The 14,468-nt window shown below is 34.7% G+C and carries 18 protein-coding genes and 1 riboswitch; of the genes, 4 read left to right on the top strand and 14 right to left on the bottom strand.

The genetic code is table 11. From position 1 onward, the window contains the following. Window positions 1-43: 43 nt before the first annotated feature. Window positions 44-1,486: a RecQ family ATP-dependent DNA helicase gene (locus tag I586_RS01280; RefSeq protein ID WP_010764989.1), complete on the bottom strand. Its 1,443-nt coding sequence runs from the start codon at window positions 1,484-1,486 to the stop codon at window positions 44-46. After that, entirely contained in the window at window positions 1,483-2,514 is a 1,032-nt protein-coding gene (locus I586_RS01275; RefSeq protein WP_010764990.1) for a YpbB family protein, read from the bottom strand. The genes I586_RS01280 and I586_RS01275 overlap by 4 nt, the downstream gene beginning before the upstream one ends. Window positions 2,515-2,553: 39 nt before the next feature. Between I586_RS01275 and I586_RS01270 the strand changes: the two genes are divergently transcribed. After that, the gene (locus I586_RS01270; protein WP_010764991.1) at window positions 2,554-2,766 is read left to right on the top strand and encodes a ferredoxin; all 213 of its coding nucleotides are present in this window, start codon (window positions 2,554-2,556) and stop codon (window positions 2,764-2,766) included. Between the two features lie 69 nt (window positions 2,767-2,835). Here the strand turns inward: I586_RS01270 and I586_RS01265 are convergent, their stop codons facing one another. The 10 genes from I586_RS01265 to I586_RS01220 all read right to left on the bottom strand — a co-directional run bounded on the left by I586_RS01265 (window position 2,836) and on the right by I586_RS01220 (window position 11,428). Next, window positions 2,836-3,561, bottom strand: a complete 726-nt coding sequence (locus I586_RS01265; RefSeq protein ID WP_010764992.1) for an alpha/beta hydrolase — start codon at window positions 3,559-3,561, stop codon at window positions 2,836-2,838. Between the two features lie 147 nt (window positions 3,562-3,708). Beyond that, complete coding sequence (locus I586_RS01260) at window positions 3,709-4,317, bottom strand: ECF transporter S component (RefSeq protein ID WP_010764993.1); 609 nt, start codon at window positions 4,315-4,317, stop codon at window positions 3,709-3,711. Window positions 4,318-4,716: 399 nt separating this feature from the next. Then, window positions 4,717-4,841: riboswitch (FMN riboswitch) on the bottom strand. Between the two features lie 136 nt (window positions 4,842-4,977). Next, entirely contained in the window at window positions 4,978-5,694 is a 717-nt protein-coding gene (locus I586_RS01255) for a pseudouridine synthase (RefSeq protein ID WP_010764994.1), read from the bottom strand. After that, the gene (scpB, locus tag I586_RS01250) at window positions 5,695-6,312 is read right to left on the bottom strand and encodes an SMC-Scp complex subunit ScpB (protein ID WP_010764995.1); all 618 of its coding nucleotides are present in this window, start codon (window positions 6,310-6,312) and stop codon (window positions 5,695-5,697) included. Next, the gene (locus I586_RS01245) at window positions 6,309-7,088 is read right to left on the bottom strand and encodes a segregation/condensation protein A (RefSeq protein ID WP_034701658.1); all 780 of its coding nucleotides are present in this window, start codon (window positions 7,086-7,088) and stop codon (window positions 6,309-6,311) included. Before I586_RS01245 ends, scpB begins: the two co-directional genes overlap by 4 nt. A gap of 44 nt (window positions 7,089-7,132) precedes the next feature. Further along, entirely contained in the window at window positions 7,133-7,495 is a 363-nt protein-coding gene (locus I586_RS01240; protein ID WP_010764997.1) for a GNAT family N-acetyltransferase, read from the bottom strand. A 31-nt stretch (window positions 7,496-7,526) separates the two neighbouring features. Next, complete coding sequence (gene xerD / locus I586_RS01235; RefSeq protein ID WP_010764998.1) at window positions 7,527-8,417, bottom strand: site-specific tyrosine recombinase XerD; 891 nt, start codon at window positions 8,415-8,417, stop codon at window positions 7,527-7,529. Between the two features lie 162 nt (window positions 8,418-8,579). Next, window positions 8,580-9,509 (bottom strand): alpha/beta hydrolase, encoded by a 930-nt coding sequence (locus tag I586_RS01230; protein ID WP_010764999.1) that lies wholly within the window; start codon window positions 9,507-9,509, stop codon window positions 8,580-8,582. 75 nt (window positions 9,510-9,584) lie between these two features. Next, window positions 9,585-10,214 (bottom strand): NUDIX hydrolase N-terminal domain-containing protein, encoded by a 630-nt coding sequence (locus I586_RS01225; protein WP_010765000.1) that lies wholly within the window; start codon window positions 10,212-10,214, stop codon window positions 9,585-9,587. 122 nt (window positions 10,215-10,336) lie between these two features. Continuing rightward, a complete protein-coding gene (locus I586_RS01220) occupies window positions 10,337-11,428 on the bottom strand; it encodes a DUF871 domain-containing protein (RefSeq protein ID WP_010765001.1) in 1,092 nt (363 codons plus the stop codon). 177 nt (window positions 11,429-11,605) lie between these two features. Between I586_RS01220 and I586_RS01215 the strand changes: the two genes are divergently transcribed. The 3 genes from I586_RS01215 (at window position 11,606) to I586_RS01205 (ending at window position 13,238) form a co-directional block, all read left to right on the top strand. Beyond that, entirely contained in the window at window positions 11,606-12,355 is a 750-nt protein-coding gene (locus tag I586_RS01215; protein ID WP_010765002.1) for a peptidylprolyl isomerase, read from the top strand. Window positions 12,356-12,414: 59 nt separating this feature from the next. Beyond that, complete coding sequence (locus I586_RS01210) at window positions 12,415-12,933, top strand: AAA family ATPase (RefSeq protein ID WP_010765003.1); 519 nt, start codon at window positions 12,415-12,417, stop codon at window positions 12,931-12,933. Window positions 12,934-13,022: 89 nt separating this feature from the next. Then, complete coding sequence (locus tag I586_RS01205; RefSeq protein WP_010765004.1) at window positions 13,023-13,238, top strand: hypothetical protein; 216 nt, start codon at window positions 13,023-13,025, stop codon at window positions 13,236-13,238. Window positions 13,239-13,291: 53 nt separating this feature from the next. Here the strand turns inward: I586_RS01205 and I586_RS01200 are convergent, their stop codons facing one another. Both I586_RS01200 and I586_RS01195 read right to left on the bottom strand, forming a co-directional pair. Beyond that, window positions 13,292-13,666: a YxeA family protein gene (locus I586_RS01200; RefSeq protein ID WP_010765005.1), complete on the bottom strand. Its 375-nt coding sequence runs from the start codon at window positions 13,664-13,666 to the stop codon at window positions 13,292-13,294. 182 nt (window positions 13,667-13,848) lie between these two features. Beyond that, complete coding sequence (locus tag I586_RS01195; protein WP_010765006.1) at window positions 13,849-14,379, bottom strand: TetR/AcrR family transcriptional regulator; 531 nt, start codon at window positions 14,377-14,379, stop codon at window positions 13,849-13,851. Between the last annotated feature and the right edge of the window lie 89 nt (window positions 14,380-14,468).

Below are 14,468 nucleotides of genomic sequence, written 5' to 3'. Positions count from 1 at the left end.
TACCACAGCTTTTACTCAACTGCAGTCTAAAAAAAGATTATTTTCATTCTTTAAATAATCTTATTAAAATGTCCTCCCACTGTTCTGAGATTTCGATTTCTTTTGGTGATTGTACTATTTGGGCTTTGTAATTGTCAAAGGATAAGCCACACTTGTCGCAACAGTTTTCTTGATTTTTTTCAACATTTTTTTCTGAAAAATACTGTTGAATGAACGTGCGACGGCAGTTTGCTTCTTTGATATAGCTTAACATAACATTTAGTTGTTGTTGACGTTCTTTCTCTTTTCTTAATAAAGTCTCTTCAAGTTCTTCAATCGTGTATTCTTTCGCCCAATAACCTTGTACCCACTTTTGTTGAAGTTCATTTAATGAGGGAAAGATACTCTCTTGTTTTTTCGGTGGAAGGTTTGCCAACTCATTTAGAAGCACTCGATCTAAACGACTTTCTGTTTGAAAATAATAATGAATCGATTCATCCCCGTTTCGATAGAGTAAAATTGCCACACTTGGTAATCCATCACGCCCTGCTCTGCCGATCTCTTGAACATAGTTTTCTAAACTATCTGGGCAATCATAATGGATAACAAAACGAACATCTGGCTTATCAATACCCATACCAAATGCATTTGTTGCACATAAAATGTCCAACTCGTTGGCTACAAATTGCTGTTGTAATAAACTGCGCTCGCTTGCACTCAATCCACCGTGATAAAAGGCCGTTTGTAAATCGGTCTCTTCTTTAATGATCCGATTGACTCTTTCAGCTGTTTTCCTAGTTGCACAATAGATGATGCCTTTGCTTTTCAATTGTGTAAGATAAGCAATCAATGACGTTTCTTTTTCTGTAGTCTGGTCTACGATCATCCCTATATTTGGCCTGTTTACTGAATATATTACCTCGGAAATCTTTTTTTGATGGGAAAATACTTGCTTAACAATTTCTTTTTTTACAGTCGGCGTTGCCGTTGCTGTCAAAGCCAGTGTTAAGGGGTAGCCACATTCAGCTTGAATCTGTGCTAACTTGGAATACTCTGGTCTAAAATCTACACCCCATTGAGAGACACAGTGTGCTTCATCTACAACAAATAACGCTATTTTTAACTTAGCAATTTTTGTTCGGACTTCCTTTTGCATCAATGTTTCAGGACTAATCAATATATAGTTATACTTTTCAAAATGATTGAGAACATAGTGTTTTTCGAAAAAATTTAAACTGCTATTCAAAGCGATCACTCCAGTCACCCCTTTTTTTTGGAGTTGGATCACTTGATCTTCCATTAATGATAATAAGGGTGAGACGATGATTACGGTTCCTTCAATCAATTGTCCAACAAATTGATAACATAGAGACTTTCCTGTTCCAGTAGGTAAAACAGCTAATGTATCTTGATTATTTAATAATTGTTCGATCACTTCTTTTTGGCCAGGTTTAAATGAAGTAAACCCAAATTTCTCTTGTAATATTTGCTCCAAGTTGATTGTCATGTGGTTGATTCTCTTTCTTCTTTAAGTTTTTGAATTTGATATAAACGAAACTCAAAATAATCAAGTTCTGGGAGAGTTTGTTTCATTGCTCGGTATACCCAATTTTGATAAGGAGATATGTAATTTCGTAAATACTGATAGGTTTCTACTGTTATAAAACGTTCAAAAGGAAAATCGTTTGTTAAGGACAATTCCATAAGGTGATCTTTGATCGTACTTATTTGAACGCCTCTTTGCAGGGCAATTTCTTCAACTGAAAGTGGCGTTCTCAAATAGGCACTTGTTTCTTGCATACTTTTATTGGCATTTTGTATTAGAAATGGGGAGATAAATCCTTTTAAAAAACTATTTCCAGGCATTTGATCAATGAAATCTAGCAAATGATGAAGTTTGTCTTTTTGCAGTAAAAATCGTTCAAATGTCGTTGTTTGCTCTTCCATTAATTGAAATGCAGCTTTCCCAATTTGGTTGTACCCTGAGAATTGTTGAACAAAAAAATTCGCATCAGCGTTGGATAGATTGGAAAAAATCATCATCCATTCTTTTTTGACTTGTTCAACTAAGTACGCTTTGGGCATCGATTTTATATATTTTTTTACTTGATTTTGATAAAATGGTGATTGTTCAAGAGGAATATAGTTTTTATTACTATAAGACAGATTAGAGACTATTTGTACCGTAAATTGCAATAGATGCCAAATCGTCTCATCGGTTTTTCCGAATCGATAGTTGTCGATCCATTTATAGGACGTTGTTTTATGGACAGTATAGTACAATCCTTTGTCTGTTATTTGAACTTCTCCATCTGCGGTTCTTTGCAATAAATGGTCATAGATCAAGTCATCTATTATCGTGGTGAATTGTTTTTCAGATAAAGCTGGAAATAGCTGGAAAAACTGTAAACTTTCATACAAAAAACCATACAGTAAAACAGAACTTGTTCGCTTCCCTTTTAAAAGATGATACAAAGTTGATGTTCGAACCTTGTATCCATGACGAAATAAAGCTAAAATGAATGAAGGTTCCATAGTTTCACCTCTTTGAATGATAGAATAGGATGTGCACATATGCTTTGTAAAATAATTCCAGAAAAATGTATTGCTTGCGGTTTATGCCAAGTATATGCACCGGAAATTTTTGATTATAATGATGATGGTATCGTCATATTAAAACATGATAATGACGCCTCTCAAGAATTTGTTCCTGAAAACGAACGGAACAATGCGTTAATAGCGTACCGCAAATGCCCGGTTCGTGCAATAGAGATTATAGAGAAATAAAGAAATCTTTCACGCTATCAGAAAAGGAGAAAATTGTGGTCGAATGCCTTAATTTTCTCCTTTTCTGTTTTATTTAATTGTATTTAACCACTCAATTAAATGTTGAGCAACTGCTTCTTGCTGTTCTTCATTATTTATTTGTGCTGGTTTATCCCCTTTTTGCTCACCGTAGCTACCAAATCCAGCATGATTTCCACCTTCTATTTCTTGGAATACTGTTTGCTTTGGTAAAAATTGCTTCGCTTCGTTGTACGCCTCCCAATTCAGCACACCATCAACAGAGCCTGTCAATGACAACACTTGTCCTGTAAAATTAGAAAGACTTCCTTTTTCATCTGGATAGCTTGCTAAGAAGAAGACACCTTTTGGCGCATGCGAATCCTTTTGCTCAGCAGCAAAACGGCTAGCCATGACACCACCTAGAGAATGACCTCCAATCACATAGCTCGTTAAATGATTTGCGCTGATGACAGATTCCGCTTTGTTTTGTCCTAAAACGGCTAAATTTAATGGTTCTTTTACCAGATATACCGAATATCCAGCTTCTGCCACTTTTTCCGCCCAAAGACTATAACTAGTATTTTCAACTAAGGCTCCTTGATAAAAAATTAAAGCAGGTTTCTTTTCTTCGCCTTTGAAAAACAGTACACCATCCTCATTTGTCGCTTTTTCCGCTGCTTCTATAGCGGTTGTTGTAGGTGTATAGGTGATCGTTTTCAAATAAAACAAACCAACTAAAATCAAAGCTGTAACTACTCCAATAACCCAAAGTAGTCGTTTTTGCCATTTTTTCATCTTTGTTTCTCCTCTCATTCTTATCTGTTCTATTTTATCAGAAAATTGGTTGTAACCAGACTATTTTGTCCTCGCCATAAAAAAAGAGGTTGAACATAACTTTGTAAGTTACACGCAACCTCTCTATTTTTACTTTATATGAATGGTTTATTTCGTTATTGTTTTTTTATTGCCCAATTGATATTGTTTTCTGGAAAGCCATGGCAATAGTTTTGCATGAAGAATCAAGAAAACCACACTTACAATTGCACCTTTGATCAAATTAAATGGAACTATTCCAATCGTAACATATTTTGCTAGTGACATTCCTAAGAATTCTCCTGCTGATACACCGAATAGTTTTAAGTAAATGGGCGTGATCACAAAGTAATTAGCTACACCCATGAAAACGGTCAAAGCAATTATTCCGGCAAAAATACCTAGCACTTTATTTGAAAGCTTGTCGCTTCCTCGTTTAAAAAAGTAATACATCGGTAAAGTGAAGACTGTTGTGGCAAAGAAACTAGCCGCATCTCCCACTAAATTTTGTGGTGACGCACCTGTCGTAAACAGATGTAACACCGATCTGATAAAAGCAGTACTTATTCCGGCTAATGGACCGAATAAAAACATGCTGATCATAACGGGTATGTCACTAAAATCGATTTTCAAAAAACTTAATGATGGTATGATTGGAAACGCCACAAATTGTAAAACCACACCGATTGCCGCTAACATTGCTACACTTACCATTTTTTGTACCTTGTTGTTTCGCATATGAAATCCTCCTGTTTAAGGACCCATCTTCAAACGAACTTTTTTAAATTGACTCTTTCAGTGACTACTCTTGACCTTACTGTGAGTTATTGACTGTTCGAACAATAATCAAAATACAATGACTCAATACTGCTAGCGTTACTAAGGGTTAGTGTTCATTACTTGGCAGCTATAGAGTATGTGACCGTATTTTGACGTGAAAGAGATTCACTCATATTTAGTTTTTGATTAAGTATGGTGTTATAGCTGAAAGATAACCTCTCTCGCATTGCTCGACAAGTAGTGTTCAACATCTGCTTTGGAAAAGCCAATCGCAGTGTTTTACAGCAAAAAACTCTATTTTCCAGCAGGGAAAATAGAGTAGAGTTATCTTATCTGAAAAATGCCAATTCAAATAAGCCCTATCTTCTTTATCCAGACTTTACTGTCGGTATTGGAATTTCACCAATTCAGCCACTTCAAATGAAGTAGGTCGTGGACTATAACCACCGGTCGGGAATTTCACCCTGCCCCTGAAGACGAACCTTTATTAAATTTTTGTACACCCTTATTATACAACGTAATTAAAAAAAAGCAATCGTTTCATATTATAAAAAGGCTGAGACACGACTATACACGTCATATCTCAACCTCAAGGGATCTAGGATCTAAACCCTTCCCTTATTTTGATTGATTCATTAAAACACTAATTTCTTTTTTATTTAAATTACGGTACTCACCTGGGCGCAAGCCTTTTAGCGTTAAATCTCCATATTTTTCTCTTTTTAATTTTTGGACTGGATAACCGACTGCTTGAAGCATCTTTTTCACTTGGTGATTGCGTCCTTCATGAATTGTTAATTCTACAATACTTGTATTGGTTTTAAGGTCAACTGAAATAATTTCAAAAGCAGCTGGCGCCGTTTTATATCCTTCGATTCTCATCCCTTTTGTTAATGGAAGTAGATCATGTTTTTTGGCCAACCCTTTAACTTTTGCTACATAGACTTTATCAATTTCATGACTCGGATGGGTCAATTTCTGAGAAAATTCGCCATCATTAGTCAAAAGTAATAACCCTGATGTATCATAATCCAGTCTACCGACAGGGTAAATTCTTTCTTTAATATGAGAAAAAAAGTCAGTCACTACTTTTCTGCCTTTATCATCAGAAACAGCGGAAATTACACCTTTAGGTTTATAAAAAAGATAATAGCCATATTCTTCTTTATAAATTGGCACATCATCTACTTCAACTTTATCGTTTTTTCCAACTTGTGTCCCTAATTCTCGAATAATTTTTCCATTTACTTTAACGCGTCCATTAACAATATATTCTTCTGCTTTTCTGCGTGATGCAATTCCTGCATGCGCAATTACTTTTTGAAGTCTTTCCATTTAGTTTTCTTCCTCCGATTCGTTGCTGTCTATAGTTGTTTCCTCTTCATTTAATTCTTTGTAACGATCGAAAAAGAGGTCTAAAGGTAACTCTTCAGCGATTTCTTCTTCCATTTGATGAATATCTGGCAATTCTTCTAAAGATTTTAGGCCAAAATAATCCATAAAATAAGCTGTTGTTCCATATAAAATGGCACGCCCCGGTCCATCTACGCGACCTTTTTCTTCAATCAATTGACGAGCAACCAGTTTTTGCATGGAACCGGCTGATTGTACGCCTCTAATCTCATCAACCTCTACTCTTGAAATTGGTTGTTTATATGCAACGATCGACAATGTTTCCAATGCTGCTTGTGATAGCGCATTTGAAATAGGCGATTGTGCATACTTCTTTAACAGTGGCGCAAACGTTTTTTTAGTAGATAAAATAAAGTGGTTCCCAACTTCTAAAATATTTAAGGCTGTTTGTTTATCTGATTCATACCGTTCTTTTAAAGCAATCAGAGATTCATATGTTTTGGCTGTGGATAATCCTAGTAAATATGATAGTTCTTCCAGTCCTATTCCTTCTTCGCCAACAACAAATAAAATCGCTTCGATTTGACTAACTGTGGTCACACTGTTTCCTCCGTACTTGATTCAATCTCTTCAGAAATATTATATAACAAAATCGTGCTATAATTATCCTCTTGTTCTACATGTATAACGCCTTTTTTCATCAACTCTAACAATGCCATAAATGTCGTAACAACTTCTTGTTTAGAGTATGAAGTGAAAAAGGATTCAAAATTCACTGGTGTATTTCGATCTAGTTGACACATCTTACTTGAAATTGTTGTGATTTTTTCTTCGATCGAAACGTCGTCTCCAGTTACGGTTGTTTCAACAGGTTGTCGACTTTTTTTCTTTTCTAGCATTGCATGAAACGCCAAGAATAGATCAATCGTGTTGAGTTGATTGGGCTCTAATAAAGGATTGTCTTCTTTATATTCATCAATATCCATCGGTTCTTTCGTATAATAAAGGCTTCTTTCTGATTCCTTTTCATGCAAAAGACCTGCTGCATATTTAAATTTACGATACTCCAATAATTGAGCAACCAAAGCATCTCGTGGATCTTCACCATCAAGAATCTCATCATCCTCTGTCATTTCCAACTCTTGTTTTGGCAAAAGCATCTTACTTTTGATTGCCATCAAAGTTGCTGCCATCACTAAATATTCTCCAGCAATTTCTAGTTCCAACGTTTTCATTGTATGGATATAATTCATATACTGTTCCGTTACGGCAGAGATAGGAATATCATAAATATCGATTTCCAATTTTTGAATTAAATGTAACAAAAGATCCAACGGTCCTTCAAATACATCTAGCTTCACATTAATTTCCTGCACGATCATCCAACTTTCTTTTTCAACTCTTTAGTTTACCATAAAAATCAGTCGCTGTGTTCTTTCCATTTAGATAAATAAGAAGAAGTCGCTAAGGTGCCATAAATCTTTGTCTGTGGATATAATTGTACGACTTCATTTAGTAAGTCAAACCCTAGCTTTTCACCTCTAAAAGAAGGATTGATCGATATATCATGTAAAATCATCGCGTCGTTTGTTTCCACTTCAATGCCAACGATTCCTTGAATATTTTGTTCTCCTGCGGGTGTCCAAAAAAGTAAATGCAAATTGGGATCTGTTTCATAAGCATCTATTTCTTTTAAGAGCGAATGGTTTTCGGCCAATTTCTGATGGAAACTTAATAGACCCATTGCAATTTTCCGTTGTTCTTTTCGATAATACGTTAACATGATCTCACCTTCTTTCCTTCTTTGTTGTTGATTACGCTCTTGGAAAATGTTGCTTGTACACATCTGCCATTCTTTGCTTAGTAATATGGGTATAGATTTGAGTTGTCGAAATATCGGCATGACCCAAAAGTTCCTGGACAATTCTTAAATCTGCTCCATTTTCTAATAAATGTGTTGCAAAACTATGGCGCAAAGTATGGGGAGTGATCGTTTTGTTAATCCCTGCTTCTTGAACAATTTGTTTTAAGTTTTTCCATACACCTTGACGAGACAATGGTTTTCCATGATGATTTACAAATAAATGTGTTTCGTTTTGGTTTTTCTTAATCAAGGCTGGACGGGCTTCCTCTAAGTATTTTTCAATCCATTGGATAGCGTAATCACCTAGTGGAATGATTCGTTCCTTGTCACCTTTACCGATTGTTTGCAATAGTCCGATTGATAAATGTAAATCGCCTATTTTCAAATCAACTAGCTCACTTACTCGTAATCCTGTTGCATACATCACTTCTAAAATCGTTCGATTTCTTATACCTAAAGGCTTCGTAGTATCGGGGGTTTCAATGAGCGCCGTGACTTCCTCAATGGACAATGTATTAGGAAGTTTTTGGGCTTTTTTCGGTGAGTCAATATGTTGCATCGGATCGTGATCTGTAAAACGCTCTTGCCTTAAAAATTGATGAAATCCTCTTAAACTTGAAATCATTCTAATGATAGTAGCAGAGGAATTGTTGTCGTTATACAATGTTTGTAAATACTCCATAACAAGATAACGGTCGACCAATTGCCATGTGTCTATTTTTTGTTCTTTTAAAAAAGCTAAATATTTATGTAAATCCCGCTCATAACTTTTTCTCGTATTATGAGAAAGCCCTCGCTCTATTTGTAAGTAATGCAGATAGTCAGTCAATTGTTCTTCCATCTATTTTACCTCATTTCTTTTTAATATCATATCAAAAAATTCTAGCGGATGTATAGTAAAATTAGTACAAATACATTTTGATTGTCCTTTTTTTAGATTGAAATAAGAAATCATTGCTTTAAAAAATCGTCACCAGCAGATTAGACTTGGTGACGATCATTTTTACTCAACATATTTTGTTAAAAAGCTTTCAACTTTTGCTTTATATGCTTTTGGATCAATAGAGTAGGATTTGGCATGTGCAGCACCTTTTACAACAAACTTTTCTTTTGGTGCATTCGTTGCATTATACACTTCATCTAACATTTCAAATGGGACAAATTTATCAGCATCGCCATGTATGAATAACATTGGAACTTTATTTTTCTTCAATTGTGCAATTGAACTTGCCTCACCGAAGAAGTAACCAGCCCGAACCTTAGTAATCAAACTTGTAACTGGAACGAGTGGAAATGAGGGTAAATTAAACATATCTTTCAATTGATAGCTTAACTCTTCATTTACAGTAGAATAACCGCAGTCTTCAACAATCGCTTTGACATTTTTAGGCAACTTTTCACCACTAGTCATCATGACTGTCGCTCCACCCATACTAATCCCGTATAAAGTGATTTGGGCATCTTGGCCATTTTCAGCTATCATTTTTTCGATCCATTGAAGATAATCTTTGCGCTCTGGCCAGCCAAAACCAATATAATCTCCTTCACTTTCTCCGTGTCCACGAGCATCTGGTACTAAAACATTATATCCCCAATCGTGATACATTTTAGCAAAACTTGCCATGGTTTCGGCATTGCCCATGTATCCATGTGCCATGATCACATTTTTATCTGTTTTTTCTGTTGCTGGTAAGTAAATTGCTTTTAATTTTAAATCATCCTTAGATGTTAAATTCCAATAAGAACGATTCTTTTCATCCTTGAACCATTTTTCTTGTGGGGTTTTCTCAACATTCGTTCCTGGTGTGTCACCTGCTAAGAAATCTTTTTCTGTAGGTACAACTGCATAGTTATAAAAATACATACCTGCCCCTGTTAATACAACCACCACTAAAACAACTATAGCTATCAAAATTTTTACGATACGATTCATTTGTGTACTCCCTATTTTATACTACTTTTTTTAAATCCTTAAATAGTATAAAGTCTTATCCGAATTTTCGCAATATTAATCACAGATTATGATTGATTTTTCATTATGATAGTCAGCAAAAATCATGTCAATGTTATCAATGATAGTACGTTCTTTCGATAACGAGAGTAAATAGATTTCTTGGAGAGAAAAATAGTCAGCGTCATTTGTCTCAAGTCCTACTGTCAATTCTTCACTTTGAGCGTCACATCTAATAAAAAATTTGTACACATAGGTCAGTGCAGGGGGGAAATCATGTTTTGCTTTATCTAATACTGCAATCAAGCGTGTTGCTTTTACTGGAATCCCAGCTTCTTCCATTGTTTCTTTTTCCGCAATTTCTTTTGGAGAATACCCGATATCTGCCCATCCGCCTGGTAATGCCCAACAATTATCGCTTTTTTCCTTTACCAGCAATAATTTCCCTTCTTGGTTAAAGACAACGGCTCGAACGTCAACTTTAGGCGTTGCATATCCTTCGTCTTTCTCAACAAGAACATTCAATTGTTGTTCTGATAATTTCGGATACAATAGACTCATCAATTGTTTTGTTACTTGTTGAAGCTCTTCGTATCGTTCTAAATCAAAAACATCTTTTCCATATTTTTTTCCCGTTTGTGCGATACCTTGAAGCTTTGCTAATAGAAGACTCAATTCTTTTTCCATATTTCCACCTCATTTATCTCTATTTTAAAGAAAAAAACATCTTTATTACATTGTTTATAGTGAATCTTAATAAAGAAAAAATCAACCCAAAGCAATGTGACTTTGGGTTGATCTTTTCTTTATTAATTATTTTCGATCAATTTAAAACTAGACCAAGGTTTCAAAAAGTCTAATAAGAATAATTCATCTTCTGAAATACGACCAACTACATTTACTCGTCCATCATTTTTCATTTCTTTTAATGCAATCTGTGTCTCACCTTTATATTGACCGTAATCAACATTATCGATCAAAACATCACCTTTGGTCATATCTTTTGTGTTATGCACAGGGAACGCGCGATCTTTAAAGTGAATACGTGTCATTGTTGAACGTAAGATATATTCAGAACGATCACCGCGATAACTGTGAAGACTTGTGAAGAGAACTTCTCTTTCATCTTCTGTAATATCTTTTGTTACATCGACTTTAATAGAAGGATATTCTGCGTTAAACGCATCTGCCATAGCTTTTAGTTCTGCCTCTGAAGCATATGCATTTCCTACTAAGATATCATCGATCAACCCTGTCAATACAAGATGTTTCACTTGAGTAGCAATTTCTAGGTCACGATGGTCTTCTAATGAACATAGACCATCTTGAGTAGGCCAAGGACCAAACGTCGCATCATGTGAATTTACAAAGGCCATTGTATTTAAATTATATTTTCTAAATTTTTCTGAACAAAAAACAAAATGATCATAGCCTAAACCAGAATAACGATGAGGATAGAAATTGTGAGATCCTAGTAAATTGTCTGTATTTGGTGAATAGCTCATGATATTATCTACGTAATTTGTTCCTGAACTCATATTGATTTCGATTTTGATACCATATGGGTTTCTTGTCATTCTTGCTTCTTCAGCACCTGTAAACCCAACATCTAAACGCACACCATAAGCGCCCATTTCATCGAAGAATGATAAGTCATCATATGAAATTTCTAATTGTTCGAATAAGGCAGGATTAATGTCAACCATAACTTCCATGTTAAGACTATTTGCATAATCAACAACTTTTTTAAATTCAGCTAATACCTTTTCCTTATCTTCTGTAATTTGAAGTAAGCTCGTGAAAACACGTTTGAATCCGTATTTATGTGCTAGGTCTAGATATGCTTTGTCCTTTTCAAAAGTTGATCGTTCTGGATAAATAGAAATACCTAATTTTCCCATTATTACTGCCTCCTAAGATTTGTATTGATTATAATGTATCCATTTTCATTATAGCAGAATAAGAAAAAGTGGTCTACACCTTTTATAAATCTTAAAAAACTTCTATTTTGACTAGCAGTAATACAACGGATTTGTTATTATGAGATATAACGATTTTTGAAAGGAAGACCTAACTTTATGAAAACAAAAAAATTCATTGCTGCTACAGCTCTTTTAACAACACTCGTACTATTTGCAGCATGTGGAACTAAAAATGAGAAAAATACAGCAGATTCTTCTAAAACAGAGACAAAAACATCTGATTCAGTTGACTTGAACGCATTAGAATTACCACAACTATCAGACAAAGTCAGCGAAGATGAAGATTTAGTTGAGATGGTCACTACTGAAGGCACGATTGAAATCAAATTGTTTCCTAAGCAAGCACCAAAAACAGTTGAAAACTTTATGACACATGCAAAAAATGGTTATTATGACAATGTTACTTTCCATCGTGTCATTGATAATTTCATGATCCAAGGTGGAGACCCTAAAGGGGATGGCTCTGGCGGAGAGAGCATTTGGAATGGCTCATTTGACGATGAGATTTCTAATCAGTTATATAATATCCGAGGCGCCTTATCAATGGCTAATGCCGGTAAAGATGAAAAAGGAAATGGCACTAATGGTAGTCAATTCTTTATTGTTCAAAACAGTGACGATATGTCTGACGGACTTTTAAAAGACGATTATCCTGAAAAAATCATTGACATGTATAAAAATGGCGGAACTCCTCATTTAGATGGTAAACACACCGTTTTTGGTCAAGTTACTAAAGGGATGGATGTCGTAGATAAAATTGCTGCAGCAGAAACAGCTGAGCAAGATAAACCTAAAAAAGATATCAGAATCGAAAAAATAAACATCTTACAAGAAGCAAAGAAATAAAGAATTAAAAGAATGGTGATTCATTACCATTCTTTTTTCTTAGGGATTGGAGGATAATTATGAAAAAAATAGTGATCGCGGGTCCTGTCGGTAGTGGAAAAACAACATGTGCTAAACAACTAGCCGCTCACACTGGTATTCCTTATTATGAATTAGATAACCTCATTTGGGAACGTCATCCAACTGGCGACAAACCCTATTCCGAAGAAGAATCCGTCAAACAATTACAAACGATTTTGACAAATAAAAGTTGGATCATCGAAGGAACAACAACAAGAGACTGGATTAAACCTGCCTTAGACTCAGCAGATACTATTTTTTTACTATTACCTCCCTACCCTATTCGAGTCTACCGTATTTTAACTCGTTTTTTCAAACAAATCACTAATCAAGAAGTTGCACATTATAAACCTACAATTCATTTACTAAAAATGATGTTTATTTGGAATCATCATTATGAAAAAAAGAATATTTTTGAACTTCAAGCGTTGATCGACTCCTCTAAGAACAGGATAATCTTATTAAAAAAACGCAAGCCTATTCATTGTTTAAAGGAAATCGAAAAAAAGGAATTGTGAGAATTTTCCTTTTCATATCCTCATGTATCAATGAATTACTATCCTTTTTAAAGATAAAGTGTTACTGTTGCAATAAGAGGTGAAAACACGTGACGTTTAATCCAAAAATCGAAACGCTCATAATTGAGGCTTCACATCGAAAGTCCCCTCATTTTGTAGCGAATGTAATCAATTTTCAGCAATTTAACCAAGATGACGTAAAAGACACTGCACAACAATTAATTGATGACGGTAAAATTCAAGCGACGATCCATTTTCATCATAATAATTTATGTACAATCGACTTTATACCTCAGGCTATTTGAATGAATTGATCAAACAAGACTGCCAGCTTTTCTTGCTATGGCAGTCTTGTTCTTTATCTATTTAATTGTTGTAGTGCTTTTTCTGGAATCATCTCTGCCGTTACTTCCTCATATGTCTCCACATGTGCACCTTTATTGTAGAGTTTTAAATATCGACCCGTTATTAATTCATGATCTGCTGTATAAGTCATTTCTCTTGTGTTTCCCTCTTTGTCGATTGCTGGCTGTGTATAAGATGCAATACCATAACCATTGATGCTGTCTGCTTTTTTTGTTTTAACATAGACTTCACCTTTCGTAACTAAGGGATTTAATTGATCGATCGTACCTGAAAGCTCATCTGATTTATTTTGAGTATATACTTTAGCACCAAAAAGGGCAGCTCCTCCAAGTAAAGATAAGACAATAATTGTTTTAATAATTTTCAAGTTTATTCCTCCAAATTTCATTTGATAGCTTTATTTTAGCAACAACACAGCTAAAATAAAATCAGTCAAATATACGAAATTGGTGTAGTCCTTTTGACATAGGATTTTATCGGTCGCAGTAAATAGAATTTAGTCTTTACAACTTTTTCGCTGTAACTACTTCAAGAAAAAATACTGAAATTTTATTTGATTGTTTTAAAAGCTGAAATAATCTGCTCTTTCGAAAGATTTAATATTCCTGAAAGGCTTAGAGAAGCCATCCCAGTAGCAATAACCCAGACATTCATATGAAGTTTCTCCAGTTCTTCTTTTGAAACCTCAGCATACACATCATTCTCTTGCGCGGTCTTTTGAAATGACTCAAATGAGAGCTGCTGCAGTTCTTTTCCATAAGAATGCTGGTCGATATATAACGATAGATACAGTTTGCTATTTGACTGCGCGAAATCAATATAATTTAAACCAAAATTTGCGAGAATATTCGAATTTTGTTTTTTAGAAAAAAATTCAGTATTTAAAAATTCATGTGTCGTTTTCAACAAAGTCAATTTCAATTCTTCCATATTCTTAAATTCAAGATAAATAGGCTGTGTTGAAATCCCCATATGCTCTGCTACATTTCGTGCTGTTATAAATGAGAATCCTTTTTCTGTTAGTAAATCTTGTGCTGCCGTTAAAATATGTTGTTTTTTATATACTTTTTTTCTAACCAAAGTTAACCCCTCCTCTTTATTTAGAAACCAAACGAGCTTTATCTTATTATTTCTTAAAAATAAATGCAATAACTGCTCTAAACGTCTAT

It is taken from the genome of Enterococcus moraviensis ATCC BAA-383, from assembly GCF_000407445.1.
GTDB lineage: Bacteria > Bacillota > Bacilli > Lactobacillales > Enterococcaceae > Enterococcus_L > Enterococcus_L moraviensis.
The sequence above is the reverse complement of the archived record's forward strand: the minus strand, read 5'-3'. Positions and strand labels throughout refer to the sequence as shown.